Source organism: Pseudomonas sp. 15C (assembly GCF_055484735.1).
Map to the genome: position 1 here is coordinate 1 of NZ_JBUDGD010000080.1, position 18,453 is coordinate 18,453.

Annotated in this window: 16 protein-coding genes; 5 read left to right on the plus strand and 11 right to left on the minus strand. The window is 59.2% G+C overall.

Translation table 11 applies throughout. The features are described 5' to 3' along the window. Positions 1–217: 217 nt before the first annotated feature. The 6 genes from flgE to ACYYKW_RS24735 all read right to left on the minus strand — a co-directional run bounded on the left by flgE (position 218) and on the right by ACYYKW_RS24735 (position 5,338). The gene (gene flgE / locus ACYYKW_RS24710) at positions 218–1,546 is read right to left on the minus strand and encodes a flagellar hook protein FlgE (protein ID WP_090285355.1); all 1,329 of its coding nucleotides are present in this window, start codon (positions 1,544–1,546) and stop codon (positions 218–220) included. 31 nt (positions 1,547–1,577) lie between these two features. Then, entirely contained in the window at positions 1,578–2,303 is a 726-nt protein-coding gene (flgD, locus tag ACYYKW_RS24715; protein WP_093099245.1) for a flagellar hook assembly protein FlgD, read from the minus strand. Between the two features lie 15 nt (positions 2,304–2,318). Then, positions 2,319–2,753 (minus strand): flagellar basal body rod protein FlgC, encoded by a 435-nt coding sequence (flgC, locus tag ACYYKW_RS24720; protein ID WP_464991419.1) that lies wholly within the window; start codon positions 2,751–2,753, stop codon positions 2,319–2,321. 3 nt (positions 2,754–2,756) lie between these two features. Beyond that, positions 2,757–3,164, minus strand: a complete 408-nt coding sequence (flgB, locus tag ACYYKW_RS24725; RefSeq protein ID WP_093099242.1) for a flagellar basal body rod protein FlgB — start codon at positions 3,162–3,164, stop codon at positions 2,757–2,759. Positions 3,165–3,531: 367 nt separating this feature from the next. Further along, positions 3,532–4,359, minus strand: a complete 828-nt coding sequence (gene cheR / locus ACYYKW_RS24730; protein ID WP_016773612.1) for a protein-glutamate O-methyltransferase CheR — start codon at positions 4,357–4,359, stop codon at positions 3,532–3,534. 46 nt (positions 4,360–4,405) lie between these two features. Next, a complete protein-coding gene (locus ACYYKW_RS24735; RefSeq protein WP_090285360.1) occupies positions 4,406–5,338 on the minus strand; it encodes a chemotaxis protein CheV in 933 nt (310 codons plus the stop codon). A gap of 82 nt (positions 5,339–5,420) precedes the next feature. Here ACYYKW_RS24735 and flgA point away from each other — a divergent pair, with 82 nt between their 5' ends. The 4 genes from flgA to ACYYKW_RS24755 all read left to right on the plus strand — a co-directional run bounded on the left by flgA (position 5,421) and on the right by ACYYKW_RS24755 (position 8,021). Then, the gene (gene flgA, locus ACYYKW_RS24740) at positions 5,421–6,182 is read left to right on the plus strand and encodes a flagellar basal body P-ring formation chaperone FlgA (RefSeq protein WP_464991420.1); all 762 of its coding nucleotides are present in this window, start codon (positions 5,421–5,423) and stop codon (positions 6,180–6,182) included. Positions 6,183–6,343: 161 nt separating this feature from the next. Beyond that, entirely contained in the window at positions 6,344–6,670 is a 327-nt protein-coding gene (gene flgM, locus ACYYKW_RS24745; protein WP_090285364.1) for a flagellar biosynthesis anti-sigma factor FlgM, read from the plus strand. Positions 6,671–6,718: 48 nt separating this feature from the next. Continuing rightward, positions 6,719–7,186 (plus strand): flagella synthesis protein FlgN, encoded by a 468-nt coding sequence (locus ACYYKW_RS24750; RefSeq protein ID WP_093099237.1) that lies wholly within the window; start codon positions 6,719–6,721, stop codon positions 7,184–7,186. A gap of 88 nt (positions 7,187–7,274) precedes the next feature. After that, positions 7,275–8,021 (plus strand): flagellar brake protein, encoded by a 747-nt coding sequence (locus ACYYKW_RS24755; protein ID WP_090285368.1) that lies wholly within the window; start codon positions 7,275–7,277, stop codon positions 8,019–8,021. A gap of 73 nt (positions 8,022–8,094) precedes the next feature. Here the strand turns inward: ACYYKW_RS24755 and ACYYKW_RS24760 are convergent, their stop codons facing one another. The 4 genes from ACYYKW_RS24760 to ACYYKW_RS24775 form a co-directional block, all read right to left on the minus strand. After that, a complete protein-coding gene (locus ACYYKW_RS24760) occupies positions 8,095–9,480 on the minus strand; it encodes an MFS transporter (RefSeq protein ID WP_336356302.1) in 1,386 nt (461 codons plus the stop codon). 68 nt (positions 9,481–9,548) lie between these two features. Then, the gene (locus ACYYKW_RS24765) at positions 9,549–10,790 is read right to left on the minus strand and encodes a glutamine synthetase family protein (RefSeq protein WP_464991422.1); all 1,242 of its coding nucleotides are present in this window, start codon (positions 10,788–10,790) and stop codon (positions 9,549–9,551) included. A 200-nt stretch (positions 10,791–10,990) separates the two neighbouring features. Then, entirely contained in the window at positions 10,991–11,683 is a 693-nt protein-coding gene (locus ACYYKW_RS24770) for a sensor histidine kinase (RefSeq protein ID WP_206416550.1), read from the minus strand. Further along, entirely contained in the window at positions 11,680–13,284 is a 1,605-nt protein-coding gene (locus tag ACYYKW_RS24775; RefSeq protein ID WP_090285377.1) for a tetratricopeptide repeat-containing response regulator, read from the minus strand. Before ACYYKW_RS24775 ends, ACYYKW_RS24770 begins: the two co-directional genes overlap by 4 nt. A 301-nt stretch (positions 13,285–13,585) precedes the next feature. On the opposite strand from ACYYKW_RS24775, the gene ACYYKW_RS24780 reads away from it, so the two are divergent. After that, positions 13,586–17,722, plus strand: coding sequence for a CheR family methyltransferase (locus ACYYKW_RS24780; protein ID WP_464991423.1), 4,137 nt, complete (start codon positions 13,586–13,588; stop codon positions 17,720–17,722). Between the two features lie 5 nt (positions 17,723–17,727). Here the strand turns inward: ACYYKW_RS24780 and ACYYKW_RS24785 are convergent, their stop codons facing one another. Beyond that, positions 17,728–18,267 carry a hypothetical protein gene (locus ACYYKW_RS24785; protein WP_464991421.1) on the minus strand — a complete coding sequence of 180 codons (540 nt, stop codon included), beginning with the start codon at positions 18,265–18,267 and terminating at the stop codon, positions 17,728–17,730. Between the last annotated feature and the right edge of the window lie 186 nt (positions 18,268–18,453).

Below are 18,453 nucleotides of genomic sequence, written 5' to 3' on the forward strand. Positions count from 1 at the left end.
ACCCGAGCCTGCGAGGGCCGAACGCAGGAGCAAAGCCTTTTGGTTCCTTTTTGGCGTCTGAAAAAGGGACTCGCCGTAAGGGCGAAACCGCCAGCCGCAACACCCGAAGCAACGGATAAATCCCCAAAAACCCATGAGCCTGGTCGGCCCACAGGCCGCCAAGGCCAAAAAAAAAGCCCCTCAAAACGAGGGGCCCAAAAAACCATCACAAACCCAATCAGGTCATCTGAATAATGGTCTGCATAATCGTGCTCTGAGTCGAAATGGTCTTGGCGTTTGCCTGATAGTTGCTCTGACCCTTGATCAGATCAACCAGCTCATTGGTCAGGTTAACGTTCGACTCTTCCAGCGAGTTGGACACCACCTCACCCAACGTACCGGTTTTCGGTGCGTCGTAGCCCGGAATACCCGAAGCGAAAGTCTCTTTCCAGCTAGTGCCACCCACCGCCTGCAAGCCCTGCTCGTTGGTGAAACTGGCCAGCGCGACCTGACCAATCGCCTTGCTCTGGTTGTTGCTGAAGTTGGCAAACATAGTACCGGTGCCATCGATTGTCAGGTTGGTGATCTGGCCAGTGGCGTAACCATCCTGAGTCGGGATCGTGCGCGAGGTATCGGCGTTGTATTGGGTAGTCTTGGCCATCGAAATGGTCACACCCGCCGGGTTCGCCGCTGCACCGTTAGCCTTCCAGACGCCATCGGTCACTGTGCCTGGCACCCAGCCTTTGAGCGTAAGATCGCTGCTGATGATCGCCGGGCCACCCAACGGATTTGGCGTGCTGACCTGGGTCAGCTTGCCGGTCGCGTCGAAGGACAGCGTCGAGGCCACAGGCGCCGTGACTTTCGGATCGCTGCCGGTTGCATCCGGGTTACGACCGTCGACCAGAGTGTAGACCTTCCAGGTGTTGGCACCGGTTTTCACCATGTACTGATCCATGGTGTGCTGGTTACCCTGGCTGTCATAGATCGGGGTGCTGAACGACTTGGTGTAGGTCGCGGTGTTGGTAGGGTCAAACTTGCCCGCCGGCACCGTGTCGTCGATCACAGCAGCAGTCGAATTCAGGTTGATGCTCGAAGTCACGGCCGACGTCGACTTCGGTGCCAGGTTCGAGGTGTCGATCTTCAGATCGGTCAACACGCCGTTGATGATCTTGCCATTGGCATCCACACCGTAACCCTGCAGACGCGAGGTGTAGTCGGTGTTGGTGATGTAACCGGCATTGTCGACCTTGAAGGTACCGGCACGGGTATAGGACACCGAACCGTTGTTGCTCATGGTGAAGAAACCGGAACCGTTGATACCCATGTCCAACACGTTGCCGGTGTTGTTGATGTCGCCCTGGGTGAACTGCTGGGAAACGTTGGCCAGGCGCACGCCGTTACCGATGACTTTGCTGCCGCTGCCCAGACGAGTCGACGAATACACGTCCTCGAATTCTGCGCGCGAGGATTTGAAACCGGCGGTGGCAACGTTGGCGATGTTGTTGCCGGTCACGTCCAGTTGCTTGTTGGCTGCATAGAGACCGCTAAGGCCGATATTGAAAGACATATTCCACTCCTTTATGCCGGGTTAGTCGGCTCTATATACCAATGGTTTGAACTTTGGACAGGGCGACGGTGCCCTTGCCGGCCAGGTTGAGCATCAGCTCGCCGCCGGTCTGGCTGATCGTCACGCTGTTGACGGTCGCTGGCAGGTAAGTCGCCAGGTCCGTTGCGGCGCCGTTGATCGGTGCGTTGGCCTTGAAGGTGTAAGTACCGACCGGCACCACGGTGCCAGCGGTGTCCTTGCCGTCCCAGGTGAAGCTCGCGTCGCCAGCGGCGCGGCTGCCCAGATCGATGGTGCGAACGGTCTTGCCGTCCTTGTCGGTGATGGTCACGGTGCCACCGGCAATCGACGAAGGCACGGTGACCGAACCGGTCAGGCCTTTGCTCGGATCATCGAGCTGTGCGGTGTTGGTCTGCACGATCACGTTACGGCCAACCAGCGACGACGCTTGCAGCGCCTGCGATGAGTTGTAGTTGCCGGCCAGGCCACTCACGGTGGAGTTCAGCGTGGTGATGCCTTCGAGGCTGCTGAACTGCGCCAGCTGGGCAACGAATGCACTGTTGTCCTGCGGGTCGAGCGGGTTCTGGTTTTTCAGCTGGGTCACCAGCAACTGCAGGAACGCATCCTTGCCCAGCGCTTGCCCGCCGGTGCTGCTGTTGGTCGCCGAAGCAATGCCATCGGTGGTCGAACTGGTCTTTTTCGACGAGTTCGACAGGATGTCATTCATGCTCAGGGAGCTGGTGGTATCGGTAACGCTCATGGCAGTCGCCCCTTATTACTGACCGAGGGTCAGCACCTTCTGCATCATGGTTTTGGCGGTGTTCATCATTTCGGCGTTGGTCTGGAACGAACGGCTCGCGGAAATCATGTCAGCCATCTCTTCCACCACGTTGACGTTCGGGTAGTAGACGTAGCCCTTGCCGTCGGCCGCAGGGTGATTCGGCTCGTAACGCGCTTCGAGGTTGCTCTGGTCTTCGACCACACCGAGCACCTGCACACCTTGACCGGCCGCGTCCTGGTTCTGGAACAGCGAATCGCTGCCGCCGCTCTGGAACATGGTGGCGAACACCGGGTGACGGGCGCGGTAGGTCTGGTCGATGCTCGACGAGACGGTCTCGGCGTTGGCGATGTTCGAGGCCACGGTGTTCAGACGCGTGGTCTGGGCGCTCATGCCGCTGCCGGCAATGTTGAAAACGCTGGACAGGGACATGGATTACTCTCCGCGCAGGGCTGACACCAGCCCTTTGAATTTGCTGTTGAGCAGGGTGAAGCTGGCCTGGAAGCCGACGGCGTTTTCCGCGTAGTTGGACTGTTCCAGTTGAGCGTCCACGGTGTTCTGGTCGATCGAAGGCTGCATCGGCGTGCGATACATCAGCGACTCGTCGCCATTGCCCAGACCTTCAGCTTCGATGTGACGGCTGTTGGTCTTGTTGAGGGCGATGGTGCCGTTGGCGTTTTTCTGGCTCTGGGCTTCGAGTACTTTCGAGAAGTCCAGATCCCGCGCCTTGTAGTTCGGGGTATCGGCGTTGGCGATGTTGTTGGCCAGCACTTCGGCACGCTGGGCGCGGAAGCCCAAAGCCTTTTCGTGAATGCCGAGCGCTTTGTCGAAGCTGATGCTCATGTCGGGAACCTTCAGGTGACCGGATTTTTCGTAACTGAGCTTTAGCAAGCGTCGTGCCAGAGTGTAAAACTCCCGGTTTCCGTGGCTTTGCGGGCGATCGGCAAAGCGGCAATGCCAGAAAAGCGGCAACCGCCTTCCGCCAGATGCCGCTTTTCTGCCGCTTGGTTGCCTCTAGCCGGTTACATGAACCCTGTGGGAGCGGGCTTGCCCGCGATGACGGTATATCTGGTGAATTTATATCGACTGACAGGGCGCCATCGCGGGCAAGCCCGCTCCCACAGGGGTTATTGGTGTCAGGAACAATTACGGCAGGCACAAAAAAACGGGAGCCCCATGAGGGCTCCCGTTTTTGCTATTGCCGCAGCAATCACTTCGCCTTGTAAATGATCCCCGGGCTGCACTGGACCATCTGGTAATGGTCCGGCAAGCCGTTCAGCGCTTCGGAAGCGCCAAGGAACAGATACCCGCCCGGCTTCAACGTGCTGTGAATGCGCAACAGGATGTCTTTCTTCACTTCGGCAGAGAAGTAGATCAGCACGTTGCGGCAGAACACGATGTCGAACTTGCCCAGCGCGGCATAGCTGTCGAGCAGGTTGAACGAGCGAAACTCCACCCGGCTCTTGATCGGTGCCTTGACCACCCAGCGCCCCGGCCCTTTCGGGTCGAAGTAGCGTTGCAGACGTTCCGGCGACAAACCGCGGCCGATGGCCAGGCTGTCGTACTCGCCGGTCTTGCAGTTGTTGAGCATAAGGCCCGACAGATCGGTGGCAACGATCTGCACGCCCATCTTCAACTGGCCGAGGTTGCTGCGCTCGAACTCGTCGATCGACATCGACAGCGAGTACGGTTCCTGACCCGACGAGCAGGCCGCCGACCAGATGCGCAAGCGCTGGTTGGGGCTGGCCTTGATCGCTTCCGGCAGGACCTTGTTCTTCAACACTTCAAACGGATAGGTGTCGCGAAACCACAAGGTTTCGTTGGTCGTCATGGCATCGACCACCTGCTCGCGCAAACCGCTGCGCGGCTGGGTCTGGATGCGCTGCACCAGCTCACCCAGCGACTTGATGCCTTGCTGCTCCATCAGTTTGTTGAGACGGCTGGAGACCAGATATTGCTTGTTTTCACCGAGCAAAATGCCACAGGCCTTTTCCAGGAAGACCCGGAACTGTTCGAAATCCAAATTACCCGTAGACAATGGTGCCGCCTCTTAAATCGTGTTGACTACCAGGGACAGTAGGTCCCTAGCTGATATCTGCTGCTTTGATCCGGTCGACTACCCGGGATGCCAGGTCATCAGGACGAAATTTGGCCAGGAAGTCGTCCGCGCCGACCTTCTTGACCATCGCCTGATTGAATACCCCCGACAACGAAGTATGCAGGATGATATGGAGCTTTTGCATGCGTGCGTCGCCGCGGATTTCCGCCGTCAGGGTGTACCCGTCCATCTCCGGCATCTCGATGTCGGAAATCATCATCAGGAACTCTTCTTCCGGTTTCTTGCCTTCGTCGACCAGCTTGCGCAGGTAATCCAGCGCCTGCTTGCCGTCGTTCAGCGCCACCACTTCGACGCCGATCGTCTGCAGACAACGGGTGACCTGCTTGCGCGCCACCGACGAGTCATCGACCGTCAACACCCGCAGCGACAACGCCTTGGTCTGGGTCTCGACATCGACCACGCCTACCGAAATCGCTTCCGGCGTCGGTGCGACTTCCGCCAGCACTTTTTCGACGTCGATGATTTCGACTAACTGATTGTCGACCCGAGTCACAGCTGTCAGGTAGTGATCGCGACCGGTGCCCTTGGGCGGCGGATGGATCTCTTCCCAGTTCATGTTGACGATGCGCTCCACCGAGCGGACCAGGAAACCCTGGGTCTTGGTGTTGTACTCCGTGATGATCACGAACGGACTGTTCTTGTCTTTCAACGCTCCGGAACCGGTCGCCATTGCCAGATCGAGGATCGGAATGGTCGCCCCGCGAATATTTGCCACCCCGCACACCACAGGACTGGACTTGGGCATCAACGTCAGCGACGGGCATTGCAACACTTCCCGTACCTTGAACACGTTGATGCCATAGAGCTGCTGACCGTCGAGACGGAACAACAACAGCTCCAGGCGATTCTGCCCTACCAGTTGCGTGCGCTGGTTCACCGAATCCATTACACCCGCCATGCCCAGACTCCTACATCAACGCCAAGTGTTGTTGCGACGCACATTCATTGCTAAACGGCACGGCGCTTGCTTTTTAACCCGTATGAACATTCAAACGACATTTTCCCGACACCTGACAGCGCCTCTTCGCAGAGCGCTTGCCAGCGCGTGCGCCATTTGCTGCTTGTTCTTTGGCAGTCCTGCCCATGCTGATGCGGTTACCTTGCCTGACATGCTTATCGGCGTCACTCAGGGCTTTCTTGAGTTCACCGTAGAAGACTATCTGACGAGCAGTCAAACCGAAGGCCGTTATGAAATCGAAGTCAACCAGCTCGACCCGCGCATGCGCATGCCGATGTGCGACAAGGAATTGACAGCGACGCTGGAGAGTCCGGCACGTCCTTTGGGTCGGGTTACGGTGAAGGTTCGCTGCGAGGGTACATCGCCCTGGACGGTGTTCGTACCCGCTCAAGTCCGGCTGTTTCGCGAGATTGTGACGACCACGCGTGCGCTCAAACGCGCCGGCATTATCGAGCCGCAGGACGTGACCTTGCGCGAGCGCGACGTCAGCCAGATCAATCAGGGCTTTCTGACTTCGGTAGACGAAGCGATCGGGCAGAAATTGACCCGACCAACGGTCGCCGATCAGGTCATCACCCAGGTTCATCTGGAGCAGGCGGAAGTCATTCGCAAGGGCGATCAGGTCATCATCACCGCACGCAGCGGGACATTGGCCGTGCGCATGCCGGGCGAAGCCCTGGCCAACGGCGGCCTGAAAGAACAGATCCGGGTAAAAAACCTCAATTCACAACGGGTGATCAAGGCGCAGGTCACCGCGCCGGGACAAGTGGAAGTGGCCATGTGAACGCCCTGTGAGAAAACTGGCGCCGACCTCGCCGCTTCCCTAAACTGTGTCGCAGCAGGACAAGCCGCGATGCAGCCAGGCGCATTGGAAAAATGTGCCTAAAGTTTTTCATGGGATAGCCGAAAACATGGCAAGCGTCCAAATTCCCAGAGGTTTTTATCATGGTCATCGATTTCAGCCGTTTGAACAGTTCCTCGTCACTGACAGGCAGCACACGTACCAGCAACGCCAAGGAAAGCGCTGAAAACAGCCCCTCCGCGCCGCTGAATACCCAGGCCGAACAGGCCAATGCCGCCAAAAGCGGGGAATCGGTACACCTCAGCAATGAGGCTCAACAGTTGCAGAAGGTCACTGACAAGCTGCGCGATCAGCCTGCTGTCGACAAAGCCCGTGTGGCCGAGTTGAAAGCCGCGATTGCCGATGGCAGCTATAAAGTCGACAGCAACCGTGTAGCCAGCAAACTGCTCAACTTCGAAGCCCAGCGCTAGGCTTTTGCCGGCGCCAGGCTTTTGGACGCTTAAACCCCAAGGCCAGCCATGCACGACACTACTTTATTGCAACTGATCGACGACGACTTTGCTCCAGCGCAAGAACTGCTGGAGTTGCTGCAAACCGAATCCCTCGCGTTGCACGGTCGTGACATGCCCCTGCTGGAAGAAATTCTGGCGCGCAAGCAGGCGTTGATCATTCTGCTGGAACAGCATGGCCGCAAGCGCAGCGAAATTCTCGCCAGCCTCAATCTGCCGACCGATCGCAACGGCCTGCAACAACTGGCCGCGCAATCGAGCGTTGGCGAGCAGTTGTTGCGTCAGGGCGACGCCCTGACCGACCTGATTGCCCAATGCCAGGCAGCCAACGTCAAGAATGGCCAGTCGATCCGCATTCAGCAGGCCACCACGGCCAATCAGCTGAAAATCCTCACCGGGGGCGAACCGCCAGCGTTGTACGACGCCAGCGGCACCTTTGCCAAGCCCGCCAAACCGCGTCCGCTCAGCCAGGCATGAGCCGTTGATGCGCCAGCTCTATCAACCCGCGGAACATGCTGGCAAAATGCTGGCTAGTCGTCATATTTTGTCTGGAGATTGATAAACCGTGTCCAACGCCCTCAGCGCGGATGATGCTCCGCAGCCCCCTAAGGTGCTCACCACGCCACTGGAAATCTCCAGCAACCTGCGCCAGCTGCAGGACAGCCACGATCCGCTGATCATCACCTTCCACGAGCGCAGCCAACGCTTCCAGAGCTACCTGATCAAAGTCGACCGCGACAGCGCCTCGATCGCTCTGGACGAAATGATCCCGCGCGATGGCGAACGCTTCCTGCTCGCCGGCGAGCCGTTCAAGGTTGAAGGTTTTCATGACGGCGTACGCATCGCCTGGGAATGCAACGGCACGCTGAATATCGAAGAATCCGACGGCGATCGCTTCTATACCGGCGAGCTGCCGACCGAAGTGGTTTACCACCAGCGCCGCAACGCCTTCCGTGCCGCGCTGAAACTGACCGATCTGGTCAGCGTTGAACTGGGTGGCGAAAAGCTCAAGTCGCCGATCCATGGCAAGCTGCTGGATATTTCCGCGACCGGTTGCAAGTTTCGTTTCGAAGGCGACATCACCGATCGTCTGCAACTGGGCCAGGTCTACGACCGCCTGATCGCCCCGCCGCTGTTCGGCAACCAGCCGATCGCCGTCGAACTGCGCTACCTGCACTTCGAAGAAAAGCTCAATATCACCTTCGCCGGCCTGCGCTTTCACAACATCAGCGGCCCGGCCGCGCGCAACGTCGAACGTTTCGTTTATCAGCTTCAACGTGAAGCGCGGCGGTTTGACAAAGACGATCTCTGAGCCGTAGCGACCCATAAAAAGGGCAGTCCCTCACAGGACTGCCCTTTTTCATGCGCGAGTGCTTATCTTCGATTCAGGGCCGCGCGCCACTGATATCCGGCGCAGGCTTGTCATCTGCGCTGCTCACATCATCTTCGGCTGTGGCTGGCTGCGGTTCGGCTGGCTCGGGTTCTGGCTCTGGATTGGACGGCGCCGGATCCTGGACCATCTGCTCTTGCACCACTTGCTCGTCGACCCGTGGGTCGAGCGCCGCCACCAGTGGCGAACTCGACATGCTGTCGGGCATGGCGACGTGATGCAGCGGCGCATCATCGACCTGATGCAGATTGGTCACCGCTTTCGGCCGAATCCGCCACACCAGTACCAGCGCAAAAAAGCTGAAGAACGCATACAGACTCTGGCTGCCGAGAAACTTCATCAGCACGCCGGCCAGCAGCGGCCCGATGCTCGCGCCCACACCGTAGGTCACCAGCAGCATCGCCGTCAGCGACACCCGTCGATCACCCTCGACATGGTCGTTGGAAAACGCCACGGCCAACGGATACAGGCAGAATTGCACCAGCGAACAGAGGAAGCCCACCACAAACAGCACTTCCAGCGGTACCTGCGGCAACACCGCCAACGGTAGAGCCGCCACTGCCAGAAACCCGGCGAAGCAGCGGATCAACAGCGCCCGGTCGTAGCGATCGGACAACCAGCCGAGCGGCCACTGCACCAGCAAACCGGCAAAGATGCAGCTACCCATGAACAGACCGACCTGCTCGGTCGACAGCCCTTGCTGCGAGGCATACAACGGCGCCAGACCGTAAAACGAACCGATGATCAAACCAGCGCCAAGCACCGTGCTCAACGATTGCGGCACGCGCTTGATAAAGAAGCGTGGCTCCATCGGCGCCGGATGCAGAGGCGCCGGGTGAATCCGCCGGGTCAACGCCACAGGCACCAGACACAGCGCAAAGCACAGCGCGACCAGCATCAGCAGTTCCAGACCGAGGCCCGGGTGCATGACCAGAATCAACTGACCGAGCACCAGGCCCAGATACGAAGCGATCATGTAACCGCTGAACACCAGACCACGTTGATTGGCGTCGGCCTGCTCGTTGAGCCAGCTCTCGATCACCATGTATTGGCACATCATGCCGAGGCCGACGATGGTCCGCAGCACCAGCCACGCCGGCAGCCAATCCACCAGACCATGGCCCAGCACCGCCGCACCGACGATCCCGGCACACGCCGAATAAGCGCGAATGTGCCCGACCCGGGCGATCAGTCGGTGCCCGATCTTGCCGCCCAGCACCAGACCAAAATAGTTGGCGGCCATCAGCGCACCGACCCACAGGCCGTCGACGTTGTCTGCGGCCAGACGCAAGGCCAGATAGGTGGAGAGAAGGCCCGAGCCGATCAACATCATCAGCGAGGCGAAATACAGCGCTCGAAAGGATTTCCAGATTTGGCGCATCGGCGTTCCGAGCGGCTCCTTGCAGTAGATTTCGGGCTAACAAGCGCTAGCCCGATGGCGACAGTACGTCAGGCCTGGGCTGCTAGAACACGCCGTTCCCAGGGGGTGATTTCATCGAAGAAGCTGGTCAACTCCATGGTCTTCGACGCGATGTAGCCTTCGATGAACTCGGGTCCGAACAGTTCCCTGGCCAAGTGGCTACGCTTCAGACGTTCCAGAGCGGCATGCAAGGTACACGGCAACGCAAGATTGTCCGGCACAACGAACTCGCCCTGGATCGCCTCGCTGGGCTCGAGTTCCTGCTCAATGCCATGCAAACCCGCGGCCAGACTGGCGGCAAGCGCCAGATACGGATTCGCGTCGGCGCCCGGCAAGCGGTTTTCGACCCGACGAGCGACCGGTGAACTGGCCGGAATGCGCAGCCCCGCGGCACGGTTGTCGTGGGACCAGCAGGCATTGTTCGGCGAGGCATAGGGATGGCACAGGCGCTGATAGGAATTCACGTTGGGCGCAAACAGTGCGGTGAAGTCCGCCATGGCCACCTGCTGCCCGCCGATGAAATGGCGGAACATCGCGGTCGCCTCGCCGCTCGCGTCACTGAAGACGTTTCTGCCGCTGCCGATATCGACCACGCTTTGGTGAATGTGCATCGAACTGCCCGGCGTATGCGCCAACGGCTTGGCCATGCACACTACGGTCAGGCCGTGCTTGAGCGCGACTTCTTTGAGCAGGTGCTTGAACAGGAACGTCTGGTCGGCCAGCAGCAACGGATCGCCGTGCAGCAGATTGATCTCGAACTGGCTGACGCCCATTTCGTGCATGAAGGTGTCGCGCGGCAAGCCCAGCGCCGCCATGCATTTGTAGACTTCGCTGAAGAACGGTCGTAGTCCGTTATTGGAGCTGACGCTGAAGGCCGACTGGCCGTCTTCGCAACGACCGTCGAGGCCGACCGGTGGGTGAAATGCTTGGGTGGGATCAGGGTTGGGCGCGAAAACAAAAAACTCCAGCTCGGTCGCCACCACCGGCGCCAATCCACGCGCCGCGTACCGAGCGATGACACGCTTGAGCAGACCGCGGGTCGACAGCGGCGAACTTTCGCCGCTCAGTTCGTCGGCGTCGCAAATCGCCAGGGCGCGCGGCTCGTCACTCCAGGGCAGGCGATGGATCTGGGTCGGTTCGGCGACGAGGGCGAGGTCGCCGTCATCGCTGCCGTAAAACCGCGCCGGCGGATAACCGCCCATGATGCATTGCAGCAGCACACCCCGCGCCAACTGCAGGCGCCGCCCTTCGAGGAAACCCTCGGCAGTCATCACTTTGCCGCGCGGCACGCCGTTCAGATCCGGCGTTACACATTCAATCTCATCAATGCCCGTCAGTCGCTGTGCGAGTGAGCGCTGGCCATCGGTTGTCATGACGCAATCCTTGTTATTGTGCGAGCCGCGAACGGCGACCCGTACAAAATAGGCTCCGGCTGTTCGGAATATCAAGCAGCGTCAAACAAAAACCGTTGTTACGGCAGATACAGGCTGAACACCCCGCCACCGAGCGGCCCGCCGTTACTGATTTCCGTACGCCCTTCCACACCATTGCGCTGATGCAGCGCCGCGATGCGATTGGCGAAATACAGGCCGAGCCCGGTACTGCCGCTGCTGTGATTGATGCCCTGCACGTAATCGGCCTGACGCTCAAGCATCTCGCGCGGATAACCGGCGCCGTCATCGTTGATGCTCAGGACCAGTTGCCCGGCCTCGTCACTCACGGTGATCAACAATGATTCGCGTGCATAACGAATGGCGTTGTTGATGCAGTTGCTCAGCACCGAAGCAATCAGTTCGCGATCGAAGAAACCCAGCGGGCTCAGCGGATCGACTTCATAGGTGGCGATGATGCCGCGGCTGGCGAACACCTCTTGATGCGCGGCCAGTTGCGCCTCGATGAAATCGTCGAGTTCGTGATAGGCCGGTTGCAGCGGCAGCTGATTGACGCCGAGCTTGTACAGCCCGAGCAACTGCACGAGCATGCCGTTGAGGTGAGCGAACTCGAAGTCGATCACGCCCTGCTCCGCGCCCTCGCGCTGCGCTGGCGGCAGACGCGCCAGCCATTGGCTGTGCGCCTGCGTAAGCATGGCCAGGGAGTTTTTCATGTCGTGGACGGTGGAGGCGATCACCGTGGAGAAATCCAGCGCCTGCTCGTCTTGGTTCATTCGCCAAACGCCTTGCTTTTCAGCTTCTGATAACGCGCAAACCGCGCGTCGGTGTCGGGCATCAGGCCGACCATTTTCAGGCAGGCCCGACATTCTTCCAGCTCCGCCGACGGCACACTGGTGTCGGTGCCATGCAACAGCGACTGGGCCAGGTTCAACGCGATGCTGAGGTTCTTCGGTTGCATCTTCAACGCCTTGCGGAACACCTCGCGGGCTTCCACCAGGTTGCCGGTCTTGTAGACCCGCACGCCTTGCCGGTTGAGGTCGGCAGCGGCGTTGCTGGAGCTGAGAATGGTCGGGTCATCGGTGAGCTTGGCGATGTCTTTCATCACCGCCGGGTCATCACCATAGATTTCCGCACAGCTCTTGAGCATCGAGGTGCCCGCCTCAGCCTGACCGAGCATCTGCAACTGCTTGGCCACCAGCAACGCCGCTTCCGGGCTCATGAACTGCTCCATGCCGTCGAGGCGCATCAGCGCTTGTTCGGTGAGCTTGTCGGCGGTTTCCGCATCGTTGAGCAGCAGACTGGTGGCCTTCATCAGGCGCGCACGAATCTGCAGGCCGGGGTCACTCGGGTTTTCTTTGGCGACCGCGCTGAGCGTGGTGTTGATCTCCAGTCGCGTGCGCGTGTCGAGTCCACGATCACTGCCCTTGCTGATCAAGGCATGCGCCAGACCCAGATTGCTTTCCGGGTCCTTGAAGCGCGACTGCGCGCCTTGCGACACGGCCTGACGATAGGCACGCGAGGCGGTCTCGAAATCTTCGTTGGCCATCGCCAGTTTGCCCAGCAAAGCCTGACGACGCACCGCCAACGGTGACAGGCGAATCGCTTCTTCCAGCACCCGTTGCGCGCCTTTACTGTCGCCCTCCGCCACCAGCACATCGGCCATGCCGTCATACAGCGCCGGCATCATCGGGAAAACCTTCAAGGCTTTTTCATAGACTTCTTTGGCCTGCGTCACTTGGCCACGCTTGAACAACAGCTTGCCCAGCCCGGCAAACGCCCACGGCAATGGGCGGTCGGCAATGATGCCGTCATAGAGGCGCTCCAGCGCTTCGTTCTGATTCATGTCGCGCAGCGCATCGGCGCGATAGCGCAGGCATAGCGGCGAATAGCGGATGTCCTGCTTGCACAGAGCGATGCAGGCGTTGAGCACTTCGACCGGTTTGCCACGGTCGAGGGCTTGCAGAATCGGTTTGAGCAGGGTCTTGCGCTGCTCCAGACGCTCCAGGCGCTGGGCCAGGCCGGAGCGGTTGAACGGTTTGGTCAGGTACGCATCGGGCTCGTGTTCCAGCGCACTGAGCACCATCGCCTGACTGGTTTCGGCGGTGACCATGACGAACACCGCTTCGTGACTGATGAGCTTTTCCGACATCAGGTCTTCGAGCACTTGCTGGCCGTTTTTCTTGCCGTCGCCGAGATGGAAATCCTGCAGGATGAAATCGTAGGATTTCTGCGAGCACATCTTCAGCGCCTGTTCACCCGTGTCGGCGGTATCGACATCCTTGACGCCCAGTTCACGCAGCATCGAACGCACGGAACTGCGGAAATCCGAAAAATCATCGACGATCAGAAAGCTTTTTTGGTGATACGACGACATCGACGATTTCCAGGCAAATGAAGAGAGGGCAATTTCAGGCGCGCAGATGATAGCTGCCGGCCAAATGCTATCAAGCGATTTCGCGCGACGTTGCTGTCACCGAACGGGTTATCGGCCGCTCCCTCGAATCTCTTGAAGATTGTTGGTGCGTTTAGGTCAAGAGCGAGGTCAACACAAAACAACCAGCACGCCATTCGAACTGCGGCAGGAAAAAAGTCGGAAACAGGATTATCCTGCGCAGTTACCCATGCGTTTTTTGATCCACCGCGACCCCAACCGTCGCCTTCTCAAGGCCGAAGTCATGACCTCGAAATCACCCTCCTCGCCCTCTGCTCCCGAGCGCCGAGGCCTGAGCCCCAGCCACCTGGACTTCCCGGTGGTCGGCATCGGCGCGTCCGCTGGCGGACTGCAAGCGATCAAGCTGTTTTTCGAGCACATGCCGCAAGACACTGGCATGGCCTTCGTGATCATCCTGCATTTATCGCCGGATCATCAGAGCGTCGCTGACAAGATCATCCAGGAATCGACGCGGATGCCGGTGCTGCAGGTGACGCAACCGGTGCCGATCGAGAAAAACTGCGTGTACGTCATTTCGCCCGCGCAATCGCTGTCGATGAACGATGGTTACTTACGCGTGAGCACCGCCGCCACACAAACCACCCGACATTCGGCGATCGACCTGTTCTTCCGCGATCTCGCCGATGTGCATCGCGAACGGGCGTTTTGCGTGGTGCTGTCGGGCACCGGCTCCGATGGCGCAGTGGGTTTGTCGCGGATCAAGGAACAGGGCGGCGTCACCTTGGCGCAAGTGCCTGAAGACGCCGAATACGACGGCATGCCGCGCGCCGCGATCGAAACGCGAATGGTCGACCTGGTGCTGCCAGTGGTGGAAATGCCGCAGAAGCTGATGGAGTTGTGGAGCAATTCGCAGAACATCACCCTGCCCAGCGCCAATGACCCCGACATCAAAGTGCAATCGCCGTCCAGCGACCAGGAAGCGGCGATTGCCGAACAGCGTTTGCATGACATCCTGATCTATCTGCGCGCCAGTACCGGCCACGATTTCAAACACTACAAGCGCGCCACCGTGCTGCGCCGCATCGAGCGGCGCATGCAGGTCACCGGCCAGTCCGACCTCAGCACCTATTACGATTACCTGCAAAACACCGCGGACGAAGCCAAGGCGCTGCTGGGCGACATGCTGATCGGTGTGACCAACTTCTTTCGCGACCGCGAAGCCTTCGAGGCGCTGGAGCGCGAAGTGCTGCCGCAATTGGTGCAGTCGGTATCCAGCTCGGCGGAAAAAGAGGAATTGCGCGTCTGGTCTGCCGGCTGCTCTACCGGCGAGGAAGCCTACAGCCTGGCGATCCTGCTCGACGATCAGTTGCAGGTCGAAAACAGCAAGGCCAACCTGCAAGTGTTCGCCACCGATATCGACGAACGTGCGATCAGCGTCGGCCGCGCCGGCACTTACCCGCAAGCCATCGTTACCGACGTACCGCCTAATCGCCTGCGCCATTATTTTGTTAAAGACGACGAGCATTACCGCATCCGCAAGGAAATCCGCGAAAAGGTCCTGTTCGCCAAGCACAGCCTGTTGTCCGATCCGCCATTTTCGCAGATCGATCTGATCACCTGCCGCAACTTGCTGATCTATCTGGATCGCGAAGTGCAGCGCGAAATACTGCAGATGTTCCACTTTGCCTTGCGACCGGGTGGCTTCCTGTTTCTCGGCACTTCGGAAAGCGCCGATGCTTGCCATGAATTGTTCACTCCGGTGGACAAGCGCAACCGCATCTTCCGCGCCAAGACCGGCACGCCGAACAGCCGTCGCACGCCGACCATGCCGCGTGGCGGCTATATGCGCAGCAGTGTCTCGCGTCCGGAAGTGAAGCCCAGCGAACAACCCAAGTTGTCGTTCGCCGACATTCATCGACGTGCGATCGAGCGTTCGGCGCCGCCGAGCATCATTGTCGACAGCAACGCCGATATCCTGCACATGAGCGAAAGCGCCGGGCGCTTTCTGCGACATGTCGGCGGCGAGCTGTCGCGCAACCTGCTGACGCTGATCCTGCCGGAGCTGCGCCTGGAGATTCGCACAACGCTCTTCCAGGTGCAGCAAAGCAACCTGACCGTGCGCTCGCGGGAAGTGATCCTCAAGCGCGAAGAGCGGCAGTTCCGCATCGATCTGATCGCCCAACCGTATAAAGACGACGAGTCGGACAGCGAATGCGTGCTGGTGATCTTCGAGGAAGTGGAAATCGATCCCGCCGAACACGCAGCCACCACCATGTTGCAGACCGAAAGCCAGGTGCTGTCGAACCTTGAGCGCGAACTGCAACGCACCAAGCTGCACCTGCAGGACACCATTGAACAGTCGGAAGTCTCCAGCGAAGAACTGAAAGCCTCCAACGAAGAGATGCAGGCCATCAACGAGGAACTGCGCTCGGCCACCGAAGAGCTGGAAACCAGCAAGGAAGAGCTGCAGTCGATCAATGAAGAGCTGTTGACGGTCAATTACGAGCTGAAAACCAAAGTCGAAGAAACCGACAAGATCAACGATTACCTGACCAACCTGATCGCCTCGACCGACATCGCCACGGTGTTCGTCGATCGCAGCATGCGCATCAAATGGTTCACCCCGCGCGCCACCGATATCTTCAGCATGCTACCGGTCGACACCGGACGTTCGCTGCTCGACATCACGCATCGCCTGAACTATGCCGACCTCGCCGAGGACGCAGCGCAAGTGTTCGAGTCGCTGAACATGATCGAACGTGAAGTGAACAGCACCGATAATCGCTGGTACATCGCCCGGTTACTGCCCTATCGCTCCAGCGAAGATCATATCGACGGCACCGTGCTGACCTTCATCGACATCACGAAACGCCGCGCCGCCGAAGAAGAATTGCGCCTGGGCGAAGAACGCATGCGCCTGGTGGCCGAGAGCACCCGCGATTACGCGATCATCATTCTCGACGAACAAGGCGCGATCACCAGCTGGAACAAAGGCGCCGAACTGATTTTCGGGTACACCAAGGCCGAGGCCGAAGGTGCGTTCTACGATTTCATCTTTACTGCCGAAGATCGTGCTGCCGGCATGGCCGAGAACGAACTGGCGACTGCCCGAACCCACGGCCGCGCCGAAGATGAACGCTGGCACCAGCGCAAGGATGGCAGCCGCTTCTTCTGCAGTGGCGAAGTCACCCTGCTCAGCGGCGATTATCTGCAAGGCTACGTGAAGATCGCCCGCGACCTGACCGGCCACAAACGTGCGCAGGACGAGCAGAGCCAGGAGCTGGCGCAGACGCGCAATACGGTGTCCCTGCGCGATGAGTTCTTTGCGGTCATGTCCCATGAACTCAAACATCCACTGAACCTTATTCAGCTCAACGCCGAGCTGCTGCGACGCCTTCCGGTCATCCGTACCGCGGGGCCGGCGACGAAAGCGGTCAATACCATCTGCGATGCAGTCAACAGCCAGGCGCGGATCATCGATGACCTGCTCGACGTCGCGCGAGTGCGCACCGGCAAGCTCAAGCTGCAACTGACACGGGTTGATCTGAGCGCCGTACTGCGTGATATCCATACCGTGGTGATCAACGAACAGCATGCGACGCGCGTTGATCTGCACTTGCCCACCGAGCCACTGATCATTCATGCCGACCCGACGCGGGTGGAGCAGATCATCTGGAACCTGGTGAACAATGCGCTGAAATTCACCCCACCGACCGGACGAATCGAATTGATCGCCAGTCGCAGTGCGCAAATGGCTCGTCTGGACATCAAGGACAACGGCGTCGGCATCGCTGCGGAAAATCTGGAACATGTGTTCGATCTGTTCGGCCAGGCGGAAAAACAGCACACCAATCATCAGCGCGAAGGTTTGGGGATTGGTCTGTCACTGGTCAGGCAACTGACTGAAGCGCAACATGGCTCGGTTCTGGTGACGTCGCCGGGGTTGGGTGCCGGTTGCACCTTTACCGTGTGCCTGCCGTTGGCTATTGATGTGGTCGAAGAAAGTTCGCCACAAGAGGTTGAAGTGGCATCTGGCAAACTGGATGGCCTGAGTATCCTGCTGGTGGATGACTCACCGGAAGTGCTCGAAACGCTGAAAATGCTGCTGGAAATTGAAGACGCGGATGTTACCGCATTCGATCATCCGGTTGCCGCACTGAAAGCGGCTGAGGGCACGCGTTTCGATCTGATCATTTCCGATCTGGGCATGCCGGTCATGAGCGGCTACGAACTGATGAGCGCGTTACGCAAATTGCCGCTGGTGAAAAATGTACCCGCCATCGCCCTCACTGGTTATGGCACGCAGAGCGATATGCAGAAGTCCCGTGAGGCAGGTTTCGACCAGCACCTCGGCAAACCAGTGGCCTATGACGATTTGATCGAAACCATCGAGGCGCTGCGCCGCTCGCAGCGCCTGTAAGCGATTCAGCTTAGATAGGCGCGCTGGATGCACACGCGACGGTCGATCGCCTGCTGAAGGCGCGCCTTGCTCTCGGCCCAAATGCCTGGATCGACGCGCCTCAGGCGCATCAGATCGAGCATGGCGTTCTTGGCATCCAGATATTCTGACCAGGCATCCGACGCCTTGAGTTTAAGGCGCTCGTGCTCGCTCATCTCCATCCGCCGGATCGCAACTATCGACGGGTCGGTCACCACTGCACTCAGCGTTGTCTGAGTACGATGCGGGGCGGCGAAAACCTGCTGAGCGATAACGATCTCCCGGGCTCGCTCGCTTCCCCACTTCAGCGCAACTTCGCAGGAAATGTCTGTGCCGCGGTCATGAAACTCTTCACTGATCGCTCGCCCCTCCTTCGTATACACGCCGATGAATACTTGGGTGTCGCCACTCAGGCCTATGCGAGCCTGAACCTCGATCTGTAAGCCGTCGCTCAGTGTCTCGTCATGGCCGTACATCGGCAAACGGCTGTTGATCCATAACCAATAGCTGGCTCCACGACGTCGCATGGTCATCCCCCCTGCCCCGAAAGAGAAACATTAAGGCACTGGATCGGAAGGTACGCCATGTCGATTCGTCGGCTTGGTCGACGCCTCAAACTTTTTCGCAGGCAAAACAAAACCCCAACTGCTTTCGCAATTGGGGTTTCGGAATTTAATCTTGACGATGACCTACTCTCACATGGGGAAACCCCA

Excerpts from the sequence above, each read along its gene's own strand:
- ACYYKW_RS24750 (WP_093099237.1), top strand. The coding sequence starts at position 6,719 with ATGCACGACACTACTTTATTGCAACTGATCGACGACGACTTTGCTCCA.
- flgC (WP_464991419.1), bottom strand. The coding sequence starts at position 2,753 with ATGTCCCTGTCCAGCGTTTTCAACATTGCCGGCAGCGGCATGAGCGCC.
- ACYYKW_RS24765 (WP_464991422.1), bottom strand. The coding sequence starts at position 10,790 with ATGACTGCCGAGGGTTTCCTCGAAGGGCGGCGCCTGCAGTTGGCGCGG.
- flgE (WP_090285355.1), bottom strand. The coding sequence starts at position 1,546 with ATGTCTTTCAATATCGGCCTTAGCGGTCTCTATGCAGCCAACAAGCAA.
- flgA (WP_464991420.1), top strand. The coding sequence starts at position 5,421 with ATGAACATTCAAACGACATTTTCCCGACACCTGACAGCGCCTCTTCGC.
- flgB (WP_093099242.1), bottom strand. The coding sequence starts at position 3,164 with ATGAGCATCAGCTTCGACAAAGCGCTCGGCATTCACGAAAAGGCTTTG.
- ACYYKW_RS24780 (WP_464991423.1), top strand. The coding sequence starts at position 13,586 with ATGACCTCGAAATCACCCTCCTCGCCCTCTGCTCCCGAGCGCCGAGGC.
- ACYYKW_RS24775 (WP_090285377.1), bottom strand. The coding sequence starts at position 13,284 with ATGTCGTCGTATCACCAAAAAAGCTTTCTGATCGTCGATGATTTTTCG.
- ACYYKW_RS24785 (WP_464991421.1), bottom strand. The coding sequence starts at position 18,267 with ATGCGACGTCGTGGAGCCAGCTATTGGTTATGGATCAACAGCCGTTTG.
- flgD (WP_093099245.1), bottom strand. The coding sequence starts at position 2,303 with ATGAGCGTTACCGATACCACCAGCTCCCTGAGCATGAATGACATCCTG.
- ACYYKW_RS24770 (WP_206416550.1), bottom strand. The coding sequence starts at position 11,683 with ATGAACCAAGACGAGCAGGCGCTGGATTTCTCCACGGTGATCGCCTCC.
- ACYYKW_RS24760 (WP_336356302.1), bottom strand. The coding sequence starts at position 9,480 with ATGCGCCAAATCTGGAAATCCTTTCGAGCGCTGTATTTCGCCTCGCTG.
- ACYYKW_RS24735 (WP_090285360.1), bottom strand. The coding sequence starts at position 5,338 with ATGGCGGGTGTAATGGATTCGGTGAACCAGCGCACGCAACTGGTAGGG.
- flgM (WP_090285364.1), top strand. The coding sequence starts at position 6,344 with ATGGTCATCGATTTCAGCCGTTTGAACAGTTCCTCGTCACTGACAGGC.